The sequence below is a fragment of the Acidovorax sp. NPDC077693 genome (assembly GCF_044542805.1).
Taxonomy (GTDB): Bacteria; Pseudomonadota; Gammaproteobacteria; order Burkholderiales; family Burkholderiaceae_C; genus Acidovorax.
Genome location: NZ_JBITVD010000001.1, coordinates 158,440 through 176,681 on the forward strand (window position 1 = coordinate 158,440; position 18,242 = coordinate 176,681).

General features: G+C 66.2%; 16 protein-coding genes. 2 read left to right on the forward strand and 14 right to left on the reverse strand.

The genetic code is table 11. The features are described from left to right. Window positions 1–8: 8 nt before the first annotated feature. From ACIGHN_RS00785 to ACIGHN_RS00815, 7 genes are all read right to left on the reverse strand, one after another. The gene (locus ACIGHN_RS00785; RefSeq protein WP_056162067.1) at window positions 9–1,205 is read right to left on the reverse strand and encodes a DNA polymerase IV; all 1,197 of its coding nucleotides are present in this window, start codon (window positions 1,203–1,205) and stop codon (window positions 9–11) included. 174 nt (window positions 1,206–1,379) lie between these two features. Next, window positions 1,380–2,465, reverse strand: a complete 1,086-nt coding sequence (locus ACIGHN_RS00790) for a M48 family metallopeptidase (protein ID WP_396502873.1) — start codon at window positions 2,463–2,465, stop codon at window positions 1,380–1,382. Between the two features lie 130 nt (window positions 2,466–2,595). Beyond that, on the reverse strand, window positions 2,596–4,293 hold the full coding sequence (locus tag ACIGHN_RS00795; protein ID WP_396502874.1) for a thiamine pyrophosphate-binding protein: 1,698 nt from the start codon (window positions 4,291–4,293) through the stop codon (window positions 2,596–2,598). Between the two features lie 45 nt (window positions 4,294–4,338). Then, the gene (locus ACIGHN_RS00800) at window positions 4,339–5,580 is read right to left on the reverse strand and encodes a pyridoxal phosphate-dependent aminotransferase (RefSeq protein WP_396502875.1); all 1,242 of its coding nucleotides are present in this window, start codon (window positions 5,578–5,580) and stop codon (window positions 4,339–4,341) included. Beyond that, on the reverse strand, window positions 5,577–6,491 hold the full coding sequence (locus ACIGHN_RS00805) for an amino acid ABC transporter substrate-binding protein (protein ID WP_396502876.1): 915 nt from the start codon (window positions 6,489–6,491) through the stop codon (window positions 5,577–5,579). Before ACIGHN_RS00805 ends, ACIGHN_RS00800 begins: the two co-directional genes overlap by 4 nt. Window positions 6,492–6,678: 187 nt before the next feature. Next, window positions 6,679–7,869 carry an NAD(P)/FAD-dependent oxidoreductase gene (locus tag ACIGHN_RS00810; protein ID WP_396502877.1) on the reverse strand — a complete coding sequence of 397 codons (1,191 nt, stop codon included), beginning with the start codon at window positions 7,867–7,869 and terminating at the stop codon, window positions 6,679–6,681. A gap of 154 nt (window positions 7,870–8,023) precedes the next feature. Beyond that, window positions 8,024–9,568, reverse strand: coding sequence for an aldehyde dehydrogenase family protein (locus ACIGHN_RS00815; RefSeq protein ID WP_396502878.1), 1,545 nt, complete (start codon window positions 9,566–9,568; stop codon window positions 8,024–8,026). 255 nt (window positions 9,569–9,823) lie between these two features. On the opposite strand from ACIGHN_RS00815, the gene ACIGHN_RS00820 reads away from it, so the two are divergent. Continuing rightward, window positions 9,824–10,726, forward strand: coding sequence for a LysR family transcriptional regulator (locus tag ACIGHN_RS00820; RefSeq protein ID WP_396502879.1), 903 nt, complete (start codon window positions 9,824–9,826; stop codon window positions 10,724–10,726). Between the two features lie 8 nt (window positions 10,727–10,734). On the opposite strand, the gene ACIGHN_RS00825 is transcribed toward ACIGHN_RS00820, so the two are convergent. The 3 genes from ACIGHN_RS00825 to ACIGHN_RS00835 form a co-directional block, all read right to left on the reverse strand. Continuing rightward, a complete protein-coding gene (locus tag ACIGHN_RS00825) occupies window positions 10,735–11,190 on the reverse strand; it encodes a hypothetical protein (protein ID WP_396502880.1) in 456 nt (151 codons plus the stop codon). After that, window positions 11,190–12,095, reverse strand: coding sequence for a hypothetical protein (locus ACIGHN_RS00830; protein ID WP_396502881.1), 906 nt, complete (start codon window positions 12,093–12,095; stop codon window positions 11,190–11,192). The genes ACIGHN_RS00825 and ACIGHN_RS00830 overlap by 1 nt, the downstream gene beginning before the upstream one ends. A 350-nt stretch (window positions 12,096–12,445) precedes the next feature. Further along, complete coding sequence (locus tag ACIGHN_RS00835) at window positions 12,446–13,042, reverse strand: ATP-dependent Clp protease proteolytic subunit (RefSeq protein ID WP_056162054.1); 597 nt, start codon at window positions 13,040–13,042, stop codon at window positions 12,446–12,448. Window positions 13,043–13,132: 90 nt separating this feature from the next. Here ACIGHN_RS00835 and ACIGHN_RS00840 point away from each other — a divergent pair, with 90 nt between their 5' ends. Next, window positions 13,133–13,930, forward strand: a complete 798-nt coding sequence (locus ACIGHN_RS00840; RefSeq protein WP_396502882.1) for an RNA polymerase sigma factor — start codon at window positions 13,133–13,135, stop codon at window positions 13,928–13,930. A 72-nt stretch (window positions 13,931–14,002) separates the two neighbouring features. Here ACIGHN_RS00840 and ACIGHN_RS00845 read toward each other — a convergent pair whose 3' ends face one another. The 4 genes from ACIGHN_RS00845 to ACIGHN_RS00860 form a co-directional block, all read right to left on the reverse strand. After that, window positions 14,003–14,410, reverse strand: coding sequence for a hypothetical protein (locus tag ACIGHN_RS00845; protein WP_396502883.1), 408 nt, complete (start codon window positions 14,408–14,410; stop codon window positions 14,003–14,005). A gap of 200 nt (window positions 14,411–14,610) precedes the next feature. Then, window positions 14,611–16,110: a GGDEF domain-containing protein gene (locus tag ACIGHN_RS00850; RefSeq protein WP_056162048.1), complete on the reverse strand. Its 1,500-nt coding sequence runs from the start codon at window positions 16,108–16,110 to the stop codon at window positions 14,611–14,613. 287 nt (window positions 16,111–16,397) lie between these two features. Beyond that, window positions 16,398–17,033, reverse strand: a complete 636-nt coding sequence (locus tag ACIGHN_RS00855; RefSeq protein WP_396502884.1) for a GNAT family N-acetyltransferase — start codon at window positions 17,031–17,033, stop codon at window positions 16,398–16,400. Between the two features lie 71 nt (window positions 17,034–17,104). Next, window positions 17,105–17,977 (reverse strand): IclR family transcriptional regulator, encoded by an 873-nt coding sequence (locus ACIGHN_RS00860; protein WP_056162046.1) that lies wholly within the window; start codon window positions 17,975–17,977, stop codon window positions 17,105–17,107. Window positions 17,978–18,242: the final 265 nt, after the last annotated feature.

The following is an 18,242-nucleotide window of genomic DNA, read 5'->3' on the forward strand; positions in this document are numbered from 1 at the left end:
CCGGCCCCCTAAAAAAGCGGTCGGGTGTGGGGGTCCGCTTCGCGCACCCGGCTCGCGCGCGGCTCCGGGGGGCCGTCCGGCACCTCACCCACCCGCTCCAGCGTGCCCACACGCACGCCCAGCAAGCGCAGCTTCCGGTCGAGCGGCACGCGCTTGAGGCACAGGCCCGCCGTGCGGCGGATGGTGGCGGCGTCCTGCGTGTAGCGGTCCAGCGTCTGGTCGCGGGTGGCGATCTTGAAGTCGTCGTAGCGCAGCTTGATGCCGATGGTCTTGCCCACATAGCCCTTGCGCTGCAGGTCGCCCGCCACGCGCTCGCACAGGTCGGTGAAGATGGCCGACAGCTCCGCCCGGTCGCGCACGGCGTGCAGGTCGCGGTCGAACGTCGTCTCGCGGCTCATGCTCACCGGCTCGCTCTCGGTCACCACCGGGCTGTCGTCGCGGCCCCAGGCCACGCGGTGCATCCAGGCACCGCTGGACTTGCCAAAGCGCGCGATCAGCCACTGCGGGTCCTGCGCGGCCAGCTCGCCGATGGTGTGGATGCCCAGCCCCGCCAGCTTCTCGCCCGCCTTGGGGCCGATGCCGTTGATCTTGCGCACGTTCAAGGGCCAGATCTTCGTCTGCAGGTCGTCCTCGTAGACGATGGAGATGCCGTTGGGCTTGTTGAACTCGCTCGCCATCTTGGCCAGCAGCCGGTTGGGCGCCACGCCGATCGAGCAGGTGAGCCCCGTCACGTCGAAGATGCTTTTCTGGATGAGCCGCGCCAGTACGCGGCCCCCTTCGCGCTGGCCGCCGGGCACGTCGGTGAAGTCGATGTACACCTCGTCCACGCCCCGGTCCTGCATCACCGGCGCGATGTCGGTGATGGTGCTCTTGAACAGGCGCGAGAAACGCCGCACCTCGTCAAAGTCCACCGGCAGCACGATGGCCTGCGGGCACAGCCGGGCCGCCTTCATCATGCCCATGGCCGAACCCACGCCGAACTGGCGCGCAGGGTAGGTGGCCGTGGTGATCACGCCGCGGCCCACGTAGTCCTTGAGCAGCGGGAAGTCCTCCACCGGGATGAAGCGCCGCTCGCGCTCCTCGGTGCCGTCCGGGCCGCGCAGCAGCAACTCGTCCACCTTGCGCCGCCCGCCGCCGATGACCACGGGCAGCCCCTTGAGCTGCGGGTAGCGCAGCAGCTCGACCGACGCGAAGAACGCGTCCATGTCCAGGTGTGCGATGCGGCGCAGGCGGCCAGTGGATGCCGTGGCGGCAGATGGCGCGTCAGCAGATGAAGGCGCAGAGGCGTCGGGCGAAGGATCGGTCACACCCGCTATTTTGCGCGGTGTCTGCGCCGCAGGCGGGGTGCAGGCCTATCCTGCGGCCCCCGCCATTCCAGCCTACCGCTTGAACAGGCCGGCGGCCGAGTTCTTCCACTTGTCCACCGCCTGCGCACCTGCGGCCAGCAAAGGCGCAGCGGCGTCCGCAGCACCGGCACCAGCACCAGCACCAGCGCTTGCGGTGGTGCCGGGCTGCGGCAGCGCAGCCGCATCGCCGCCCGCAGCCTCGTCGCCGGGCGCGGCCAGTGCAGCAGGCGCAGCGGCCAGCTGCGGCACGTCCCGGCGGTAGTTGCCCGCCAGAATCTCGCGGTACTGCTCGCCGCCCGCGTACTCCTTCAGGGCCTTCAGGCGCACCGGGATGAAGGGGTGCGTGGTGCTGGAGTTTTCCATGATGGACACCAGCTGCACCAGCTTGTTGACCTCCTTGTGGGCCTCGGTCTGTGCGATGGTCTCTTCGATGTTGCGCTCGTCTTCGTAGCCCGTGACCTTGCCCGACAGCTTGGCCAGCGCGCTCAGGCCGGGCCCCAGGTTCTGCAGGCACAGCAGGCCCGCGCGGTCGCAGGTGAATTCGGCCCGGCGATACCACTCCCAGTACGCCAGCAGCAGCGGAATGCGCAGCATGCCCACGCCGGGGATCGGCACGACCGACGCGAAGATGTCCCAGTAGCGGATGAGCATGTCGCCCAGCTGCCGGTACAGCCCGTGGGCGGCCTTGATGTGACCCACCTCGTGGCCGATGACGAAGCACAGCTCGTCGGGCGTGAGCGCTTCCACCAGGCCGCTGTGCAGCACGATGCAGGTGCGCCGCTGGCCCGACGTATAGGCGTTGAGCTCGGGGTTGGTGGTGATGTACACATCCGGCACCTTGCACGACAGGATCGCGCAGCAGCGCTCCACCAGCGCATACAGCGAGCCATAGTTGTTGGCGTTGATGCGCACCATCTGCTCGTTGTTGTTCAGGTGCGTGATCTGCTCGGAAAAATTGGCGTCCAGCCACGACAGCAGCTGCCCCGCGCCCGGAATGCCCTTGAGCGCCGCCAGGGCCTCCTGGTCGCCCGGGTAGGTGAACGATGTGTACGAGATGTCGGTCAGGATCACCTGGTTGCTGGCATACACCAGGGCGTCGGCATGTTTGTGGGCGGGCATGGGAGCGTGTGAAATGGATGGGGACGTGGATCATTCCACGCCCCAAGGCCCCACCCGGGCCCCGCGCCCCACCATCGTGTAACAAATGGCACGGCCTGGCCGCGCGCGCCCACCCGCTCGGGGCCGCCGCCTACTGCTTGGCCAGCGCCGCCTTGCGGATGCCCTGCAGCGTGCCGGTGGGCGTGATCGCCTCGGGGTCGATCAGGCAGTGCAGCACGCTGGGCAGGCCGCTCGCGCGTGCGCGGGCCAGTGCGGGGGCGAAGTCTTCGGTGCGCTCCACACGCTCGCCATGGCCGCCGAAGGCCTGGGCGTAGGCCTTGAAGTCGGGGTTCTTGAGCGCCGTGGCGCTCACGCGGCCCGGGTACTCGCGCTCCTGGTGCATGCGGATAGTGCCGTACATGGCGTTGTCCAGCAGCACCACGATGATCGGCAGGCCGTACTGCACGGCGGTCGCGAACTCCTGGCCGTGCATCAGGAAGTCGCCGTCCCCCGCAAAGATCACCACCTCGCGCTGCGGCCACAGCCGCTTGCCGCCCACACCGGCGGGCAGCCCGTAGCCCATCGACCCGCTGGTGGGCGCCAGCTGGCTGGCAAACGTGGTGAAGGGCCAGAAGCGGTGGATCCAGGTGGCGAAGTTGCCCGCACCGTTGCAGAAAATGGTGTCGGCGGGCAGCACGTCCTTGAGGTGCTGCATCACCGCGCCCATCTGCAGGTTGCCAGGGATGCGGATGGGCGCTGGGTCGCTCCAGGCCAGGTAGTCGGCATGGGCGGCTTCGGTGTGCGCCTTCCACGGCACCGGCGCCGTAGGGCGCACCGCGTTCAAGGCCGCGGCAAAGGCCTGCGGCGTGGCGTGGATGGCCTGCGTGGGGCGGTAGAGCTTGCCCAGCTCATCGGCGTCGGCATGCACATGCACGAAGGGCTGCGCGGGCGTGGGAATGTCGAACAGCTCATAGCCCTGCGACGGCACTTCGGACAGGCGCCCGCCCACCACCAGCACCAGGTCGGATGCGCGGATGCGCGCCAGCAGCTTGGGGTTCACGCCCAGGCCCAGGTCGCCGCCATAGCAGGCGTGCGTGGCGGCAAACAGCATCTGCCGGCGGAACGAGCAGTACACGGGCAGCGACCAATCTGCAGCAAACGCCGTGAACTCACGCACCGCCTGCTCGGACCAGCGGCTGCCGCCCAAGATGGCCACGGGCTGCTTCGCCTTGCCCAGGCGCTCGGCCAGCTCGGCCATCTGCGCGGCGCCGGGGTGGGTTTCGGTGACCTGGTAGGGCAGCGCGTCGGCCACGGTGGCCGCCTCTGTCAGCATGTCTTCGGGCAGGGCCACCACCACCGGGCCGGGGCGGCCAGAGGTGGCGACGTGGAAGGCGCGCGAGATGAGTTCGGGCACGCGCGCCGGGTCGTCGATCTGCACCACCCACTTGGCCATGGTGCCGAAGACCGCGCTGTAGTCGAGCTCCTGAAACGCCTCGCGCCCCATGGCACCGCGCGCCACCTGGCCCACGAACAGGATCATGGGCGTCGAGTCCTGGTGCGCGATGTGCACGCCCGCCGACGCATTGGTCGCGCCCGGCCCGCGTGTCACGAAGCAGATGCCCGGCTGCCCCGTGAGCTTGCCCTGCGCCTCGGCCATCATGGCCGCGCCGCCTTCCTGGCGGCACACCGTCACGCCGATGTCCGCATCGTGCAGCGCATCGAGCACGGCCAGGTAGCTCTCGCCCGGCACGCAGAACAGCTGCTGCACACCGTGGGTGATGAGCTGCTGGACCAGGATCTGGCCGCCGGTGCGGCTCTGGGCGGGGCTGGAGGTGGAAGGCGTGGTCATATCAAAAGGTCCGGAACGAAAAATCAAACAAGAAAAACAGGCGGGTCAGCGCAGCGCCTCGCACGCACGGCGAATGCGCGCGCAGGCTTCCTGCAGATCAGCCATCGACGCAGCGTACGAGATACGGAAATACGGCGCCAGCCCCAGCACGCTGCCCGGCACCACCGCCACGTGGAACTCGCGCAGCAGGTAGTCGCAAAAATCGGCGTCCGTGCGCAGCAGCGCGCCACCTGGTGTGGTGCGGCCCAGCACGCCTTCGCAGCTGGCAAAGGTGTAGAACGCACCCTCGGGCACGCGGCAGCGCAGGCCCGGCGATGCGTTGAGCGATGCCACCACCAGATCGCGCCGCGCCTGGAACTCGCGGCAGCGCTCGGCCACGATGTCCTGCGGGCCGGTGAGCGCCGCCACCGCCGCCGCCTGGCTGATGGACGACGCGCACGACGTCGCCTGGCTCTGCACCACCGCCATGGCCGCGATCAGCGCGCGCGGGCCCGCGCCGTAGCCGATGCGCCATCCCGTCATGGCGTACGACTTGGACACGCCGTTCACCGTGAGCGTGCGGTCCCGCAGCGCAGGCAACACCACCACTGGCGTGGCAAACGCATGGCCGTCGTACAGGATGTGCTCGTAGATGTCGTCCGCCAGTACCCACACCTGCGGGTGGCGCAGCACCACCTCCAGGAGGGGCCGCAGTTGCTCGGCGCTGTAGGCCGTGCCGCTGGGGTTGGATGGCGAGTTGATGAACACCCAGCGCGTGCGGGGCGTGATGGCCGCATCGAGCTCTTGCGCCGTGATGCGAAAGCCGTTGTCTTCGCTGCACGGCACGACCACGGGCACGCCACCGGCGATGAGCACCATGTCGGCGTACGAGGTCCAGTACGGCGCGGGCAGGATCACCTCGTCGCCGGGGTTCAGGCTGGCCATCAGCGCGTTGTAGATGACCTGCTTGGCGCCGGCGCCCACCGTGATCTCACTGGTGGCGAACGTGAGGCCGTTGTCGCGGCGGAACTTGAGCTGGATGGCGGCCTTGAGCTCGGGCGTGCCATCGAGCACGGTGTAATGCGTGTCGCCCCGCGCCATGGCGCGCTGCGCAGCCTCCTGGATGTGCACGGGCGTGTCGAAGTCGGGCTCGCCCAGGCCCAGCACGATCACGGGCTGGCCCTGGCGCTTCAATTCATTGGCGGCCTGCGTGATGCGCACGATGTCCGAGACACCGATGGCGCTGATGCGGTCGGCCGCGCGGAAGGCTGTGGCAGGGAGCGCCGTGGCAGGGATGGCGGCGTTCATTGCTGGTAGGACTCCAGGGGCTTGTCGTTGGGCGTGGCGAACAGCTGGCGCAGCGTGGTGCCCAGCGGCAGGTTCAGGCTCATGTTCTTGGGCGGAATGGGGTTCACGAACCACTTGGTGTAGATCTTTTCCATCTCGCCGCTTTGCATCAGGCGCGTGAGCACACCGTCCACCGCAGCTTTGAAGGCGGGGTCGTCCTTGCGGAACAGCAGCGCGATCGGCTCGGCGCCCAGTGGCTCGCCCACGATGCGGTAGGCCGAGGGGTCCTTGGAGTTGGAGATCAGGCCCGCCAGCAGGTTGTCGTCCAGCACGAAGGCATCGGCGCGGCCGGATTCGAGCAGCATGAAGCTCTCGTGGTGGTCCTTGCCCAGCACCGTCTTGACGGGTGCGCCCAGCGTGCGCTCCTGCTTGCGCAGCAGCTGCACGGCTGTGGTGCCGGTGGACGCCGCGATCGTGCGGTTGCCCAGCTGGCTGATGGACTTCAGGTCCGAATCCTTGCGCACCGCCATGCGCACCTCGCTCACATAGGTCGTCACCGCAAAGGCCACCTGCTGCTGGCGCGCGGTGTTGTTGGTGGTGGGGCCGCAGCCGATGTCGAGCGTGCCGTTCTGCACCAGGGGCAGCGTGTTCTGCGCGGTGACGGCCATGTATTCGAGCTTGGCGTCGGGCACGATTTCTTTCAGCACGCGTTCGCACAGCTCCACGTGGTAGCCCACGTACTTTTCATTCGCGCCCAGCGCGTAAGCCATGGGTGGCGAGGTCTCGCGCACGCCCAGCACGGCCTTGCCCGATGCCTTGATCTTCTCCAGCGTGGGGGTGGCGGGTGTCTGCGCGTTCGCGGGCGCCAAGGTGGCGAAAGCCAGGGTCAGGCCTGCGGCGAGCGCGGTGAAGGGGGTGCGGGAAGTTGCCATGGTCGTTGTCTCCGGTGGTGTTGTGGTTGGCAAAGGGAAAAAGGGAAAAGGAAAAAAGGTATTGCGGTCCCGCTTGGGGAGGCGCCCGGCTTCAGGGCTCACCCCGACCGTTCGGGCTGAGCTTGTCGAAGCCGGGCGCCGGCGCGGGGCATATCCAGGACCAAGGGTTGCGGGTTGCGGCGTGCATTCAGATCACGTTCTTTTCCAGCAGCGGCTCGTTGCGCGCAATGCGCTCGATGGACAGCGGCGACAGGTCCAGACTCTGGTAGCGCCCCGTCAGCATCAGCTCGGCCAGGCCGCGCCCCACGGCAGGGCATTGCTGCAGGCCGTGGCCCGAGAACCCGTTGGCCAGCACGAAGTTGTCGCACGCCGGATGCAGGCCCACGATGGCGTTGTGATCGAAGGTGTTCATCTCGTAGTAGCCCGCCCAGGCGCCCTGCATGCGCAGTGCCTCGAAGCCCGGAATGCGCTCGGCCAAGGTCGGCCACACGTGGTCTTCAAAAGCGTGATGCTCAGGCTCCAGCGGCGCAAAGTCGGCATCGTCGCCAGCCTGCGGCGCAAAGCCGCAGATGAAGCCCTTGCCCTCCGGGCGCAGCCAGATGCCGCTGGTGTCGATGAGCAGCGGGCAGCCCGGCAGCGCCGCGGGGCTGGCCAGGTGGAACACCGTGCGGCGCTTGCCCACCACGGGCAGGTCGATGCCTGCCCAGCCTGCAATGGCCGCCGCCCAGGGGCCGCCGGCATTCACCGCATAGCTGCACGGGAGGGCATCGCCGCTTTTCAGTTGCACGCTGGTGACGTGCTGCACGCCGTCGCTGCGGGCCATCTGCAGTCCCACGGCTTCATCGGCCAGGTAGCGCACGCCCTGGCTCTGCGCCTTCCTGCGCAGCGCGGTCAGCAGCAGGTAGCCGTCGAACCAGCCCTCGCCCGACAGCCCGAGCGACCCCAGCACCACGTCCTGCAGTGCCAGCCACGGAAAGCGCCCGGACAGCTGCTGCGGGCTGAGCAGCGCCACATCAGCGCCGTGCCGCTTTTGCAGCGCATGGTTCTCGCGCAGCGTGGCCTCGCCGGCCGCGGTGGCCAGGTACAGATAGCCGCCCTCGTGCAGGCCCACATCCGGCGCATCGCCGTTGCAGGCGAGCAGCGTGTTCACATGGCGCAGAAAGCCGATGCCGTGGGCCGAGATCTGAACATTGATGTCGGTAGAAAATTGCTGGCGGATGGAGCTTGCCGACAGCGCGGACGATGCGCGCGCATAGGTCGGGTCCCGCTCGACGACCACCACCGCGCAGCCCGGCTGCTGCAGCGTGAGGAAGTACGCGATGGCACTGCCGATGACGCCGCCGCCGATGATGACGAAGTGAGAGGAATCAGAGGCCATGGGTACCGTTCACACGCTACAACAGTGAGTTTGCCTACGGGGCTTCACGACTGGCGCGGCGTGGGCCAGCGGCCACCGCGCAAGGCCGGCCCGCCGCGCTGGCGGCGTCCCCCTTCGGGGAAGGCGCCGCAGGCGACTCAGGGGGGACTCAAGGTCACACATCGAACGTCACACCTTGCGCCAGCGGCAGCGCCGTGGAGTAGTTGATGGTGTTGGTCGCGCGGCGCATGTAGGCCTTCCAGCTGTCCGACCCGGCCTCGCGCCCGCCACCGGTTTCCTTCTCGCCGCCGAACGCGCCACCGATCTCGGCACCGCTGGGCCCGATGTTCACATTGGCGATGCCGCAGTCCGAGCCGGCGGCCGACATGAACTGCTCGGCCTCGCGCACATTGAGCGTGAAGATCGACGACGACAGGCCGGCGCCCACCGCATTGTTCATGGCGATGGCTTCATCGAGCGTGCTGTAGCGCACCACGTACAGGATGGGCGCAAAGGTCTCGTGCAGGGCCGGGCCTTCGTGCGCCTTCAGCTCCACCAGCGCGGGGCGCACGTAGTGCGCGTCGGCACCGCCAATGCCTTCCACGCGGCCACCGCCGTGCACCGTGGCGCCCAGTGCGCGGCTTTGCTCCAGGGCTTTTTGCATGCCGTCGAACGCCTGGCGGTCGATCAGCGGGCCCACCAGGGTGCCGGCCGCGCGGGGGTCGCCCACCTGCACGTTGGCGTACACCTTGGCCAGCTGGGGCACCAGCTGGTCGTAGATGCTCTCGTGCACGAACAGGCGGCGCAGCGTGGTGCAGCGCTGGCCCGCCGTGCCCATGGCAGCGAACGCAATGCCGCGCAGCGCCAGGTCCAGGTCGGCCGAGGAGGCCACGATGGCGGCGTTGTTGCCGCCCAGCTCCAGAATGCCGCGTGCAAAGCGCGCCGCCAGGCGCGGCCCGACCGCGCGGCCCATGGCGGTGGAGCCCGTGGCCGACAGCAGCGGCACGCGGGCATCGTCCACCAGCTCTTCGCCGATGTCGCGCTGGCCGATGAGCAGCTCCAGCAGGCCTTCGGGTGCGCCGCCACCGGCTGCGTTGAAGCGGGCCACCGCGCGCTGCGCGATGGCGTGCGTGGCCAGGGCCGTGAGGGGGGTCTTCTCCGACGGCTTCCACACCACCGAATCGCCACACACCAGCGCCAGCGCGGCATTCCAGGACCACACGGCCACGGGGAAGTTGAAGGCCGAGATCACGCCGCACACGCCCAGCGGGTGCCAGGTTTCCATCATGCGGTGGCCGGGCCGCTCGGTGGCAATCGTGAGGCCGTACAGCTGGCGCGACAGGCCCACCGCAAAGTCGCAGATGTCGATCATCTCCTGCACCTCGCCCAGCCCTTCGGACGGGATCTTGCCCGCCTCGATGGTCACGAGCAGGCCCAGGTCCGCCTTGGCGGCGCGCAGCTCTTCGCCCAGCAGCCGCACCAGCTCGCCGCGGCGGGGCGCAGGCACATCGCGCCACAGCTGGAACGCGGCGTGCGCGCGGCCGATGGCGGCCGTGGCGTGGGCCGGAGAGGCCTCTGGCACCGCACCGATCGCCTCGCCCGTGATGGGCGAGCGCACCGGCAGACTGCCGCCGCTGTAGGCCGCACGCGAAACGCCCAGGCGTTGCAGCAGTTGATCGACTTCGGACACAAGGGAGGTGGCAGCAGGTGTGGCGGACATGGCGGCTCGCAAAGATCGGAACGACAAGGACAAAAAAGATGAACAGGCGCAGCCCGCAAGATGCCGCAGGTGCGCCGATGCCCGCCAATATCCGCCAATACCGCAGTGCTGGATAGCAAAAAAACGGAACTACTTGATCACATTCGAGAATGAAGTCCCTGAAAATACCAGCGCCACCGCCGCACCACCAGCCAGCGCCAGCAGCGCGGCCAGCCCACGCCCTGCCGGCGCTCATCATTCCCCCTACGCATGACCATGCTGCGCCGCTCCTTCCTGCCCTCCACCGCCGATCTGCTGGCCTTCGAAGCCGCGGCCCGCCACCAGAGCGTGTCGCGCGCTGCCGAGGAACTGCACCTCACCCAAAGCGCCGTGTCGCGCCAGATCCGCCAACTGGAGGAGCAGTTGGGCACCGCCCTCTTTCACCGCGTGCGCCAGCGCGTGGTGCTGACCGACGCCGGCCGCGTCTACGCCGCCGACGTGCAGGCCGTGCTGCAGCAGCTGTCGGCCAGCACGCAAAAAGCCATGGCCTTTGCCAGCACCGACGGCCTGCTCAATCTGGCGGTGCTGCCCACCCTGGCCACCCGCTGGCTCATCCCGCGGCTGGCGGGCTTCATGGCGCTGCACCCCGAGGCCATGGTCAACTTCTCGGCCCGCACCGAGCCTTTCGACTTTGCGGGCACGCCGTTCGACGCGGCCATCCATTTCGGTGCCCCGCACTGGGCCGGCGCCGTGTGCGAATACCTGATGCACGAAGAAACCGTGCCCGTGTGCAGCCCCGCCTACCGCGACCGCCATGCCATCCGCACCCCGCACGACCTGACCCGCGTGGTGCTGCTGCAGCAAAGCACCCGCCCCACGCAGTGGGCCGAATGGTTCGACCTGGTGGGCGCCCCGGCCGCGCTGGCGCTGCGCGGGCCGCAGTCCGAGCATTTCTCCATGATCGCCCAGGCCGCCGTCTCCCACCTGGGCGCGGCGCTGCTGCCGCGGTTTCTGATCGCGCAGGAGCTGGCAGCCGGCAGCCTGGTGGAACTGTCGGACCAGGTGCTGACCAGCACCGATGCGTACTACCTGGTCTACCCGGAGGCGCGGGCGCAGACACCGCTGGTGAAGGCATTCAGGGACTGGGTGGTGGGGGAATGCGCGGGGCGGGCGCAATAGACGGGTGTTTACCCCGGCTGCTGTGATATTCGATGGATTGGCTTGCCATCTATCTCAATGATGACACCAGACATCCCAGGAAATTGACTGGCTCGCGCCGGTCCTCCATAAATGACGTCGAGCCGAAAGTCAGAGGGGGCCACTCGCCTGATGACCAGTTTTTTTATGGCCTGGCCTTCCTCGATATCTGTCAAATTGATTCGACGACCAGTGCTTGAGTAATCGCACATTATTTCAGGAATAACGTCATTTGAAATTGCCACGCCCCTCGACTTGTCCTGAAATCCTGAGACCATCGAATATAGATAGTGCTTGCGGCCATCGATATTTAACTGAGCAATTTCGACATAAGAATCCGCAAACACGAAGCATTCATGCCCAGACCTTGATTTCCAAGCAACGAAACTTACCAACAAGATCACCAACAAAGGTAAAAAAAATAATAATTTCAACATTAAACGCATTACCCCACCCTCCAATGCTCATGCCACTCAACACGGTACCAAAATTTCTTTGCAATCCCTATCTTTTCCATATGGTTAGACAACCCATCTGGCAATCGCAATTTCAGACCATTCAGAGGTATTTCGGTGATATTTTTATCATCCTGCTCATCGGCATAATCAACAAAATCATATAGACTGCTGACACTCCAACGAGTGAAGAATAAATTCCTTTGATACGAAGTCGCCGCCATCAAGTAAAAACGGTTGTCAGTATATTTCAAGCGAACATTGATTTCTTCAGCCTTCAAAGTACCATCATTTGTGACAATGTTTCCTTGAGTGGGTTTATGCCGATTTTGCGAGCGGAGAGGATCCGCAAATTTGGAACGTTGAAATTCCACGTCAGACGTTTTAGCAATCGCAAAAAATTTATTGGTATTTTGTCTATTTGAAATATATTTCTTCAAAGCAACAATTGCATCTTGAACAATAACAGAATACCGATAGACAAATGGATTCAGTATAACCTCATGCCCGCCGCCATGAACATAATGATTGGCGAGCAGCGCCGCCTCAGAAAAACCCAGATACTTACCACCCCACCAAAAAGCCTCATAAATATTGACTAAGAATTCTTTTTCATCCTCTGTAAAACTGGAGTTTATTTTGGCTTTACAGGCAAGATAGTCAGTTGTACTTTGCACCAAATCAAAACTCTCTGTCACACCGAAGACTTGAGCCTTCCCCAGATGCCAAAGCGGAGCAGTCGGTACATTCTCTCTATTTTTTAGACAGATACTTGCTTTCTGCGCGACCTGCTCAACAGTCTTTTTCTGAACTACCAACTTGAATTCCTCACGAATTTTAATACCGCCATTGGCTCGTGCTGAGCCTGGGGGCGTGGATCTGCCCGCCAAATCCACGCACTGTGCATTAAATTATCATGGGAGCTCGTGCTCGCATAGCCTTTAAATCGGATATGCCTTTATCGAACAGAAAATGAAATTTTGTTATTTATCGAATCGCCAATCATCGCGGTAATGTTGAGCCAACCGTCGCGGGCGCGAGGCACGGTGTTGTGCGTTGCCGCTGGACGCTTACCAATACTGAAAGCGGAATTGACCAAAAGGAATATGAATGATGCTCCGCTGCTAACTCAGCATTGAAAGCGAAGGGTCTCAACAATAGCCCCCCAACACCGCGATGCAATAGTGGTGCTGACGACCTTAGAGCCCGTGTAGCGCGCCACCTTTTTTGACCAACACGCGCAACTTTAAGTGGCCCTGAGTTCAATCTTGCGCTCGATGACCCTCGAAACCAGTCCGTACTCGACCGCCTCCTCGGCCGACAACCAGCGGTCGCGCTCGATGTCCTCCAGCACCACGGCCAGCGGCTTGCCGGTTTCGCGCGCGATGGTGCGTGCGATGCGCTCCCGGGCCTTGACGATCTCGCGGGCCTGGATGGCGATGTCGCTGGCCGGCCCGCCCGCACCGCCACTGGGCTGGTGGATCAGAAAGCGCGTGTTGGGCAGGCAGTAGCGCCGCTCGCGGGGCACGGACAGGTACAGGTGCGTGGCGGCACTGCCCACCCAGCCGGTGCCGATCATGTTCACCGGGGCACCGATGAAGCGCACGATGTCGTGGATGGCATCGCCCGACTCCAGGTGCCCGCCTGGCGAGCTGACCAGCACGTCGATGGGGTCGGCGCTCTCGGCGTCCAGCGCGATCAGGCGGCGCGTCACATCGGCCGCGATCACATCGGTCACGGTGCCGAAGATCAGCAGGGTGCGGGCCTTGAAGGCTTTCTCCTCCAGGTAGGAGGTGCGGGGCTCGGTGGCGCTGGACGGTGCGGGGGTGTCTGGGCTGTTCACGGTGAATCCTTGTAGTGGAACTGCCTTGACGAACGGCGCGCCGGTTTCGTGACATCCGCGCGACCAGCAGGCCTGTGGCAAGATTTGCCGATGCACGACGAATACCGGATGGCCCTGATCGACACCGACCGCAGCCGCCTGGTGCGGGCCGCCACGCGGCTGCTGGGCCCGGCAGAGGCGGAGGATGCGGTGCAGGACGCCTACATCCGCGCGCTGGAGGCCGACACGCGCGCGCTCAATACCGCCCAGGCCTGGCTGCTGACCGTGGTTCGCCACCTGGCCATCGACCGGCTGCGCAGACGCGATTGGATGCAGCAGTGGCTGGCCGAGGCAGCCACGCCACAGGCGCCCGCCGCGGCGCCGTCGGCCGAGAGCGATGCGGCGCTGGCCGAAGAAGTGGCCCACGCCTTGCGCCAGCTGGCGGCGTGCCTGAGCCCCGCCGAGGGCGCTGCCGTGCTGCTGTACGAGGTGTTCGAGGCCAGCCATGCGGAGATCGCATCGGCGACCGGCCGCACCGAAGCCGCCAGCCGGCAGCACATCCGCCGGGCACTGCACAAGCTGCGGCAGGCAGCAGGCCGTGGCGAGCACACCCCGGCGCAGGGCGACAGCGAGGGCGATGGCCACGACCCTGCGGTCCTGCGCGTCTACCTGCAGTCCCTGCAATGGCGCGACCCGCAAACCCTGTGGGCCATGCTGCGCCAGCCCCCCATCAGCGCGTCTTCGGCCATCACCCGTCCAGCCACCACCCGCATGCCAACCACGTCCTGCGGGGTGGTGCAGGTGGGCGGCCAGTTGGGCCTGGTGCTCACGCTCGACGGCGTGGCCCTGTGCGTGCTGCCGCTGGGCGTGCGCAACACCGAGTGCGATCTGCACGCCGCGCTGCAGTAGTACCAGACACAAAAAGGCCGCTGCGCCGTCCTGCAAGGCAGGCCAGGCGCAGCGGCCATCTTCAAGCATCCGTCAGCGGACGGGCACAGCGGTAGCGCGCGGCCCGGCGCTGCGGCGCTTCCACAGCGCGATCAACACGTGGGCACCGATGGCCAGCGCCAGCAGTACGGCGGCCCCCAGGCCCCACAGGGCCCACGCCAGAACCGACACCGTGCCGGACAGCGCTGGAACGGCTTCCAGGGCGCCCTGGACCACCGGGCCTGCCGAGGCGATCACGGACTCCAGCTCCCGTGCCAGCTGCGGCGGCATCCACGCCCGGACCCACTCAGGCAGCAACACGGCGTTTATCGCCGACGTTCCCGCCGACAACGCCCCTGCGCTGGACACAGCCCACAGCGTCACCGCATGCACGCCCCAGCAGACCACGGACCACAGGGCCAGCAGCATGAACGACAGAAACCAGCTGATTGCGTAAAACATCGAATGCGTCCTTTCAAAACGGCAAGTGCCGAGTATGGGGATTGCAAGCGGCAAGACACACCATCTTGAACCGAACTGGGTATTCGGTTTTACCGAACCAGCCGATTGCCTTTCGCCTTTCGCTTTTGAACTGCACCATCGTTGTGACCTGCGGGTGTCGCCCAAGGACACCTGCACCGCCCGTGGCCGCTACGGGCAGGTCAAACCGCAGCGCGGTTGCGCCCCGCCGTCTTGGCACGGTACAGGCCGCCGTCTGCCGTTTCGATGAGCTGCCGCTCGCAGCCCTCCGCATAGGGCCCCGCCATCGTCGCGGCCCCGACACTCACCGTGACGCAGCCGAACGCGCTGCCGGTATGTGGCACCGCCAGCGCCTCGACCTGCCTGCGCACCACCTCGGCCACCACCAGCGCCCCGTCCAGGTCGGTGTTGGGCAGGATGATCGCCAGCTCCTCGCCCCCATAACGCGCCACCAGGTCCCCCGGGCGCTGGGCATGCTGCACAAGGCACCGGGCCACGGCCTGCAGGCAGGCATCACCCTCCACATGGCCGTAGGTGTCGTTGAATCCCTTGAAGTGGTCGACGTCGATGAGCAGCAGCGACAGCGGCTTGCCTTCGCGGCTCGCTCGCCGGCATTCGGTGTGCAGGGTGTCGTCGAAACACCGGCGGTTGGCCAGGCCCGTCAACTGGTCTTGCGCGGCCAGGGCTTCGAGCTTCTGGTTCACCTGCAGCAGGTCTTCCCGGGCGGCGACCAGCGATGCCTCGGCGCGGGTGCGGCGGCGGATGTCGATCAGCAGGTGCCACCCGATGACCGTGATGCCCACCAGCAACGCACCCACCACGCCCGCCGTCAGCAGCGCCTGGCGCCACCAGCCCTCCAGGGCTTCGTCCTTGCCCACGGCCACCGTGGTGGTCAGGGGATAGCGGTCGCTCTTGCGATAAGCGTACAGCCGGTGTATGCCGTCGATGCCGGATTTGAACGACGCAGTGCCGGCGGTTGCACCCGAATAGAAGCGCTGGAAGTTGGCAGACTTGGAGAAGTCACGGCCCATGTCCTGCTCACGGTAGGGGTAGCGCACCAGCATCTGGCCGCCGGTGGTGGTGAGGCCGATGGCGCCCTCCGTGCCGACATCGACCTTGCCGAACTGCTCCAGAAAACTCTTGATGCCCAGGCTGATCACCACCACGCCCGCAAAGCGCCCGTTTGGGCCGTCGAACCGGCGGCTCACGGTGATGACCCAGTCCCCGGTGGAGCGGCTCTGGATGGGCGGGCCGATGAACGGCTCGGGCGACGGGTTGCCACGGTGGTGCGCAAAGAATGCCCTGTCCAGGCCGCTGACCTGCGCGGGCACCTTGCCGGTGGACGTCATCAGCCAGCGGCCGGAGTCGTCATAGATGACCAGGCTGTTGAGCTGGTTGAGCAGGGGCTCCTGCCGGTCGATCAGCCGCTGCAGACGCTGCAGGTGGTCCGGTCCGGCGCCCTCGGCCTCCAGCCGCTCGCTGAAGTCCAGCAACAGCATGGCGCTCTGGGTGATGACGCCTTCGGTGTAGGTGTTGAGCGTCTGGGCCAGGTTCAGGTTCTGGGTGTCGGTTTCTGCCAGCGAGTGATCCCGCGCGGACCAGATCTGCCACGCCGTGGTGGAGGCGACCGACAGGTACACGGCGATCAACAACAGCGCCGCCAGGCGCACATCACGCTTCATCTTTTTGCTTCCCTCTCACATGCCGGACTTCGTCCGCGCGCTCCCCTGCCAGACCGGCAGGACCTCGCACGAGGCTACTCCTGCTGGATGACTTGTTCTCTTGTAGGCCCACCATACTATGGACAAACCGCGGCATCAATCACGGAATGAACGGGCGGATCACCCCATTGCCCGGGTCGATTCAGGCGGGTACAGGCGGGTACGGGCTATTGCAGGGGGCAGGTGCGCAGAGGGTGGGAAGACGTGGCACCACGCTGCGGCGTCTCACGGCGCCCACCACCGTGCCATCAGGCGCGCGGCGGCCTGGCCTCGCGCACCATGAGCCAGTAGGCACGGCCTGAGACAGGCTCCACACAGGGCACCTCGCGCACGAAGCCCAGGCGTCGATAGAACGCCAGGCTGAGCGGGTTGAAGGTCTCCAGATAACAGGTGGCGCCTGCCACATCTGCGCGGGCCAAGGTCTGCGCAACCAAGCGCTGCGCCACGCCGCGGCCCCGCGCTGCGGGGCGCACCCCCAGGATCGACAGGTACCACGCAGCGTGCAGCGGCTCAGGCACCTGCGCCTCCATCGCGGCACCGATGCGCTGGTAGTTGTCAAAACCCATGGGGCCGAGGCAGCGGGCCAGGCCCTCGGTGCGCCGCGCACTGTGCACCGCCTTCTCGCTGGCGGTGGCCCGGCTGGTGGCCCAAAGCGCTGCGCCGTCATCACCCGACACCATCACCTCGCCCACCGCATTGGCCTCGTCCATGGCCAGCGCAAAGTATTGCGCCAGCACGCGGTGGCGCAGTGCGGGGTCGTGTGCGCTGTCGACGGTGACGGCCTGGTAGAACGGGTCGTCCATCAGCGCGGTGGCCAGCGCGTCGCACACCGGCGATGGCTCGGGCAGCGGTGGCAGCGATGGGGATGTAGGGTGTGTGTGCATCTGCGTTGTGGTGTGTGGCAGGCCAGGGCACGCATCGCACAGCGGCAGGCCAGGATGCGCGCGGTTGCTCGTCAGTCGGGACGCCCCGGCAGCAAGGCCGGGTCTGCGCCAGGCATAAACCGCTGCTCGGGCGGCGAGCCCGCCAGGCTCTGCGCAGGCCTTCTCAGCGTCGCATCGAACGGGTTGATCTTCGGCCCGATCGCGGCCGCCTCGCGCTTGAGCAGTTCCACCACGGTGGGCATGCGGTCGGCGTTCAGGCGGTCGGCGATGGTGCCCACGCTCAGCGCCGCCACGGCGCGGCCTTCGCGGTCGCAGATGGGCACGGCCACACCGGCCATGCCTTCGAGCAGGCCGGTGTTGCGGCCTGCGTAGCCCTGCTGGCGCACGCGCTCGATCTCGGTACGCAAATACACCTCGTCGTACACGCCGTACTCGCGCACGCGGGACAGGTTGAATCGGATGACCTCTTCGCGCTCGGCCTCGGGCAGGAACGCGAGGATGGCCAGCGCGCCCTGCCCCACCCCCAGGGCCACGCGGCCACCGATGTCGCCGGTGAACGAGCGGATCGGGAAAGGCCCCTCGCTGCGGTCCAGGCAGATGGCGTCGAAGCCGCTGCGCGCCAGCAAAAAGATGCTGTCGCCCAGGCTGCCGCACAGCCGCAGCAATGCCGGGCGGCACAGGCTGCGCAGGTCGCCCGGGTTGCCGGCGCGCGCAGCCAGGGCGAAGAAGTCCATGCTCAGCCGGTAGAGCTTGCTGCGCTCGTCCTGCTCGACCATGCCTTCGGCCACCAGCGACTGCAGCAAACGGTGCGTGGTGCCCTGCGTGAGGCCGATGGCACGCGCCAATTGGGTGACCCGGCCGCCCTCGGCCTGCACGGCCACCAGGGCGCGGATGAGGGCAAAGACCCGGGGGACACCGCCCGTTCCTGCGGTTGCTGCTTCCATGCGTCGTTCCTGCGGAATAGATGGCCTGCATTTTACGCAGCACATTTCAATGAACGGAATAATTTGAAGAAAAATTCTGATTAGTGGAATACCCGGTGCGATATGGTTCGGTTGTTGCAATAGAGTGAACTGAAAACGCCGGGCACCCCCATCCTGAACGATCCCATGCACCGCCGCGGTGCAGCGGTGCCAAGGCACCTTGTTTGGCAAAGGCCGCCCGGCACAAAGACATCCATGCGCCGCGCCGTCAGAGCACGCGCCTGGC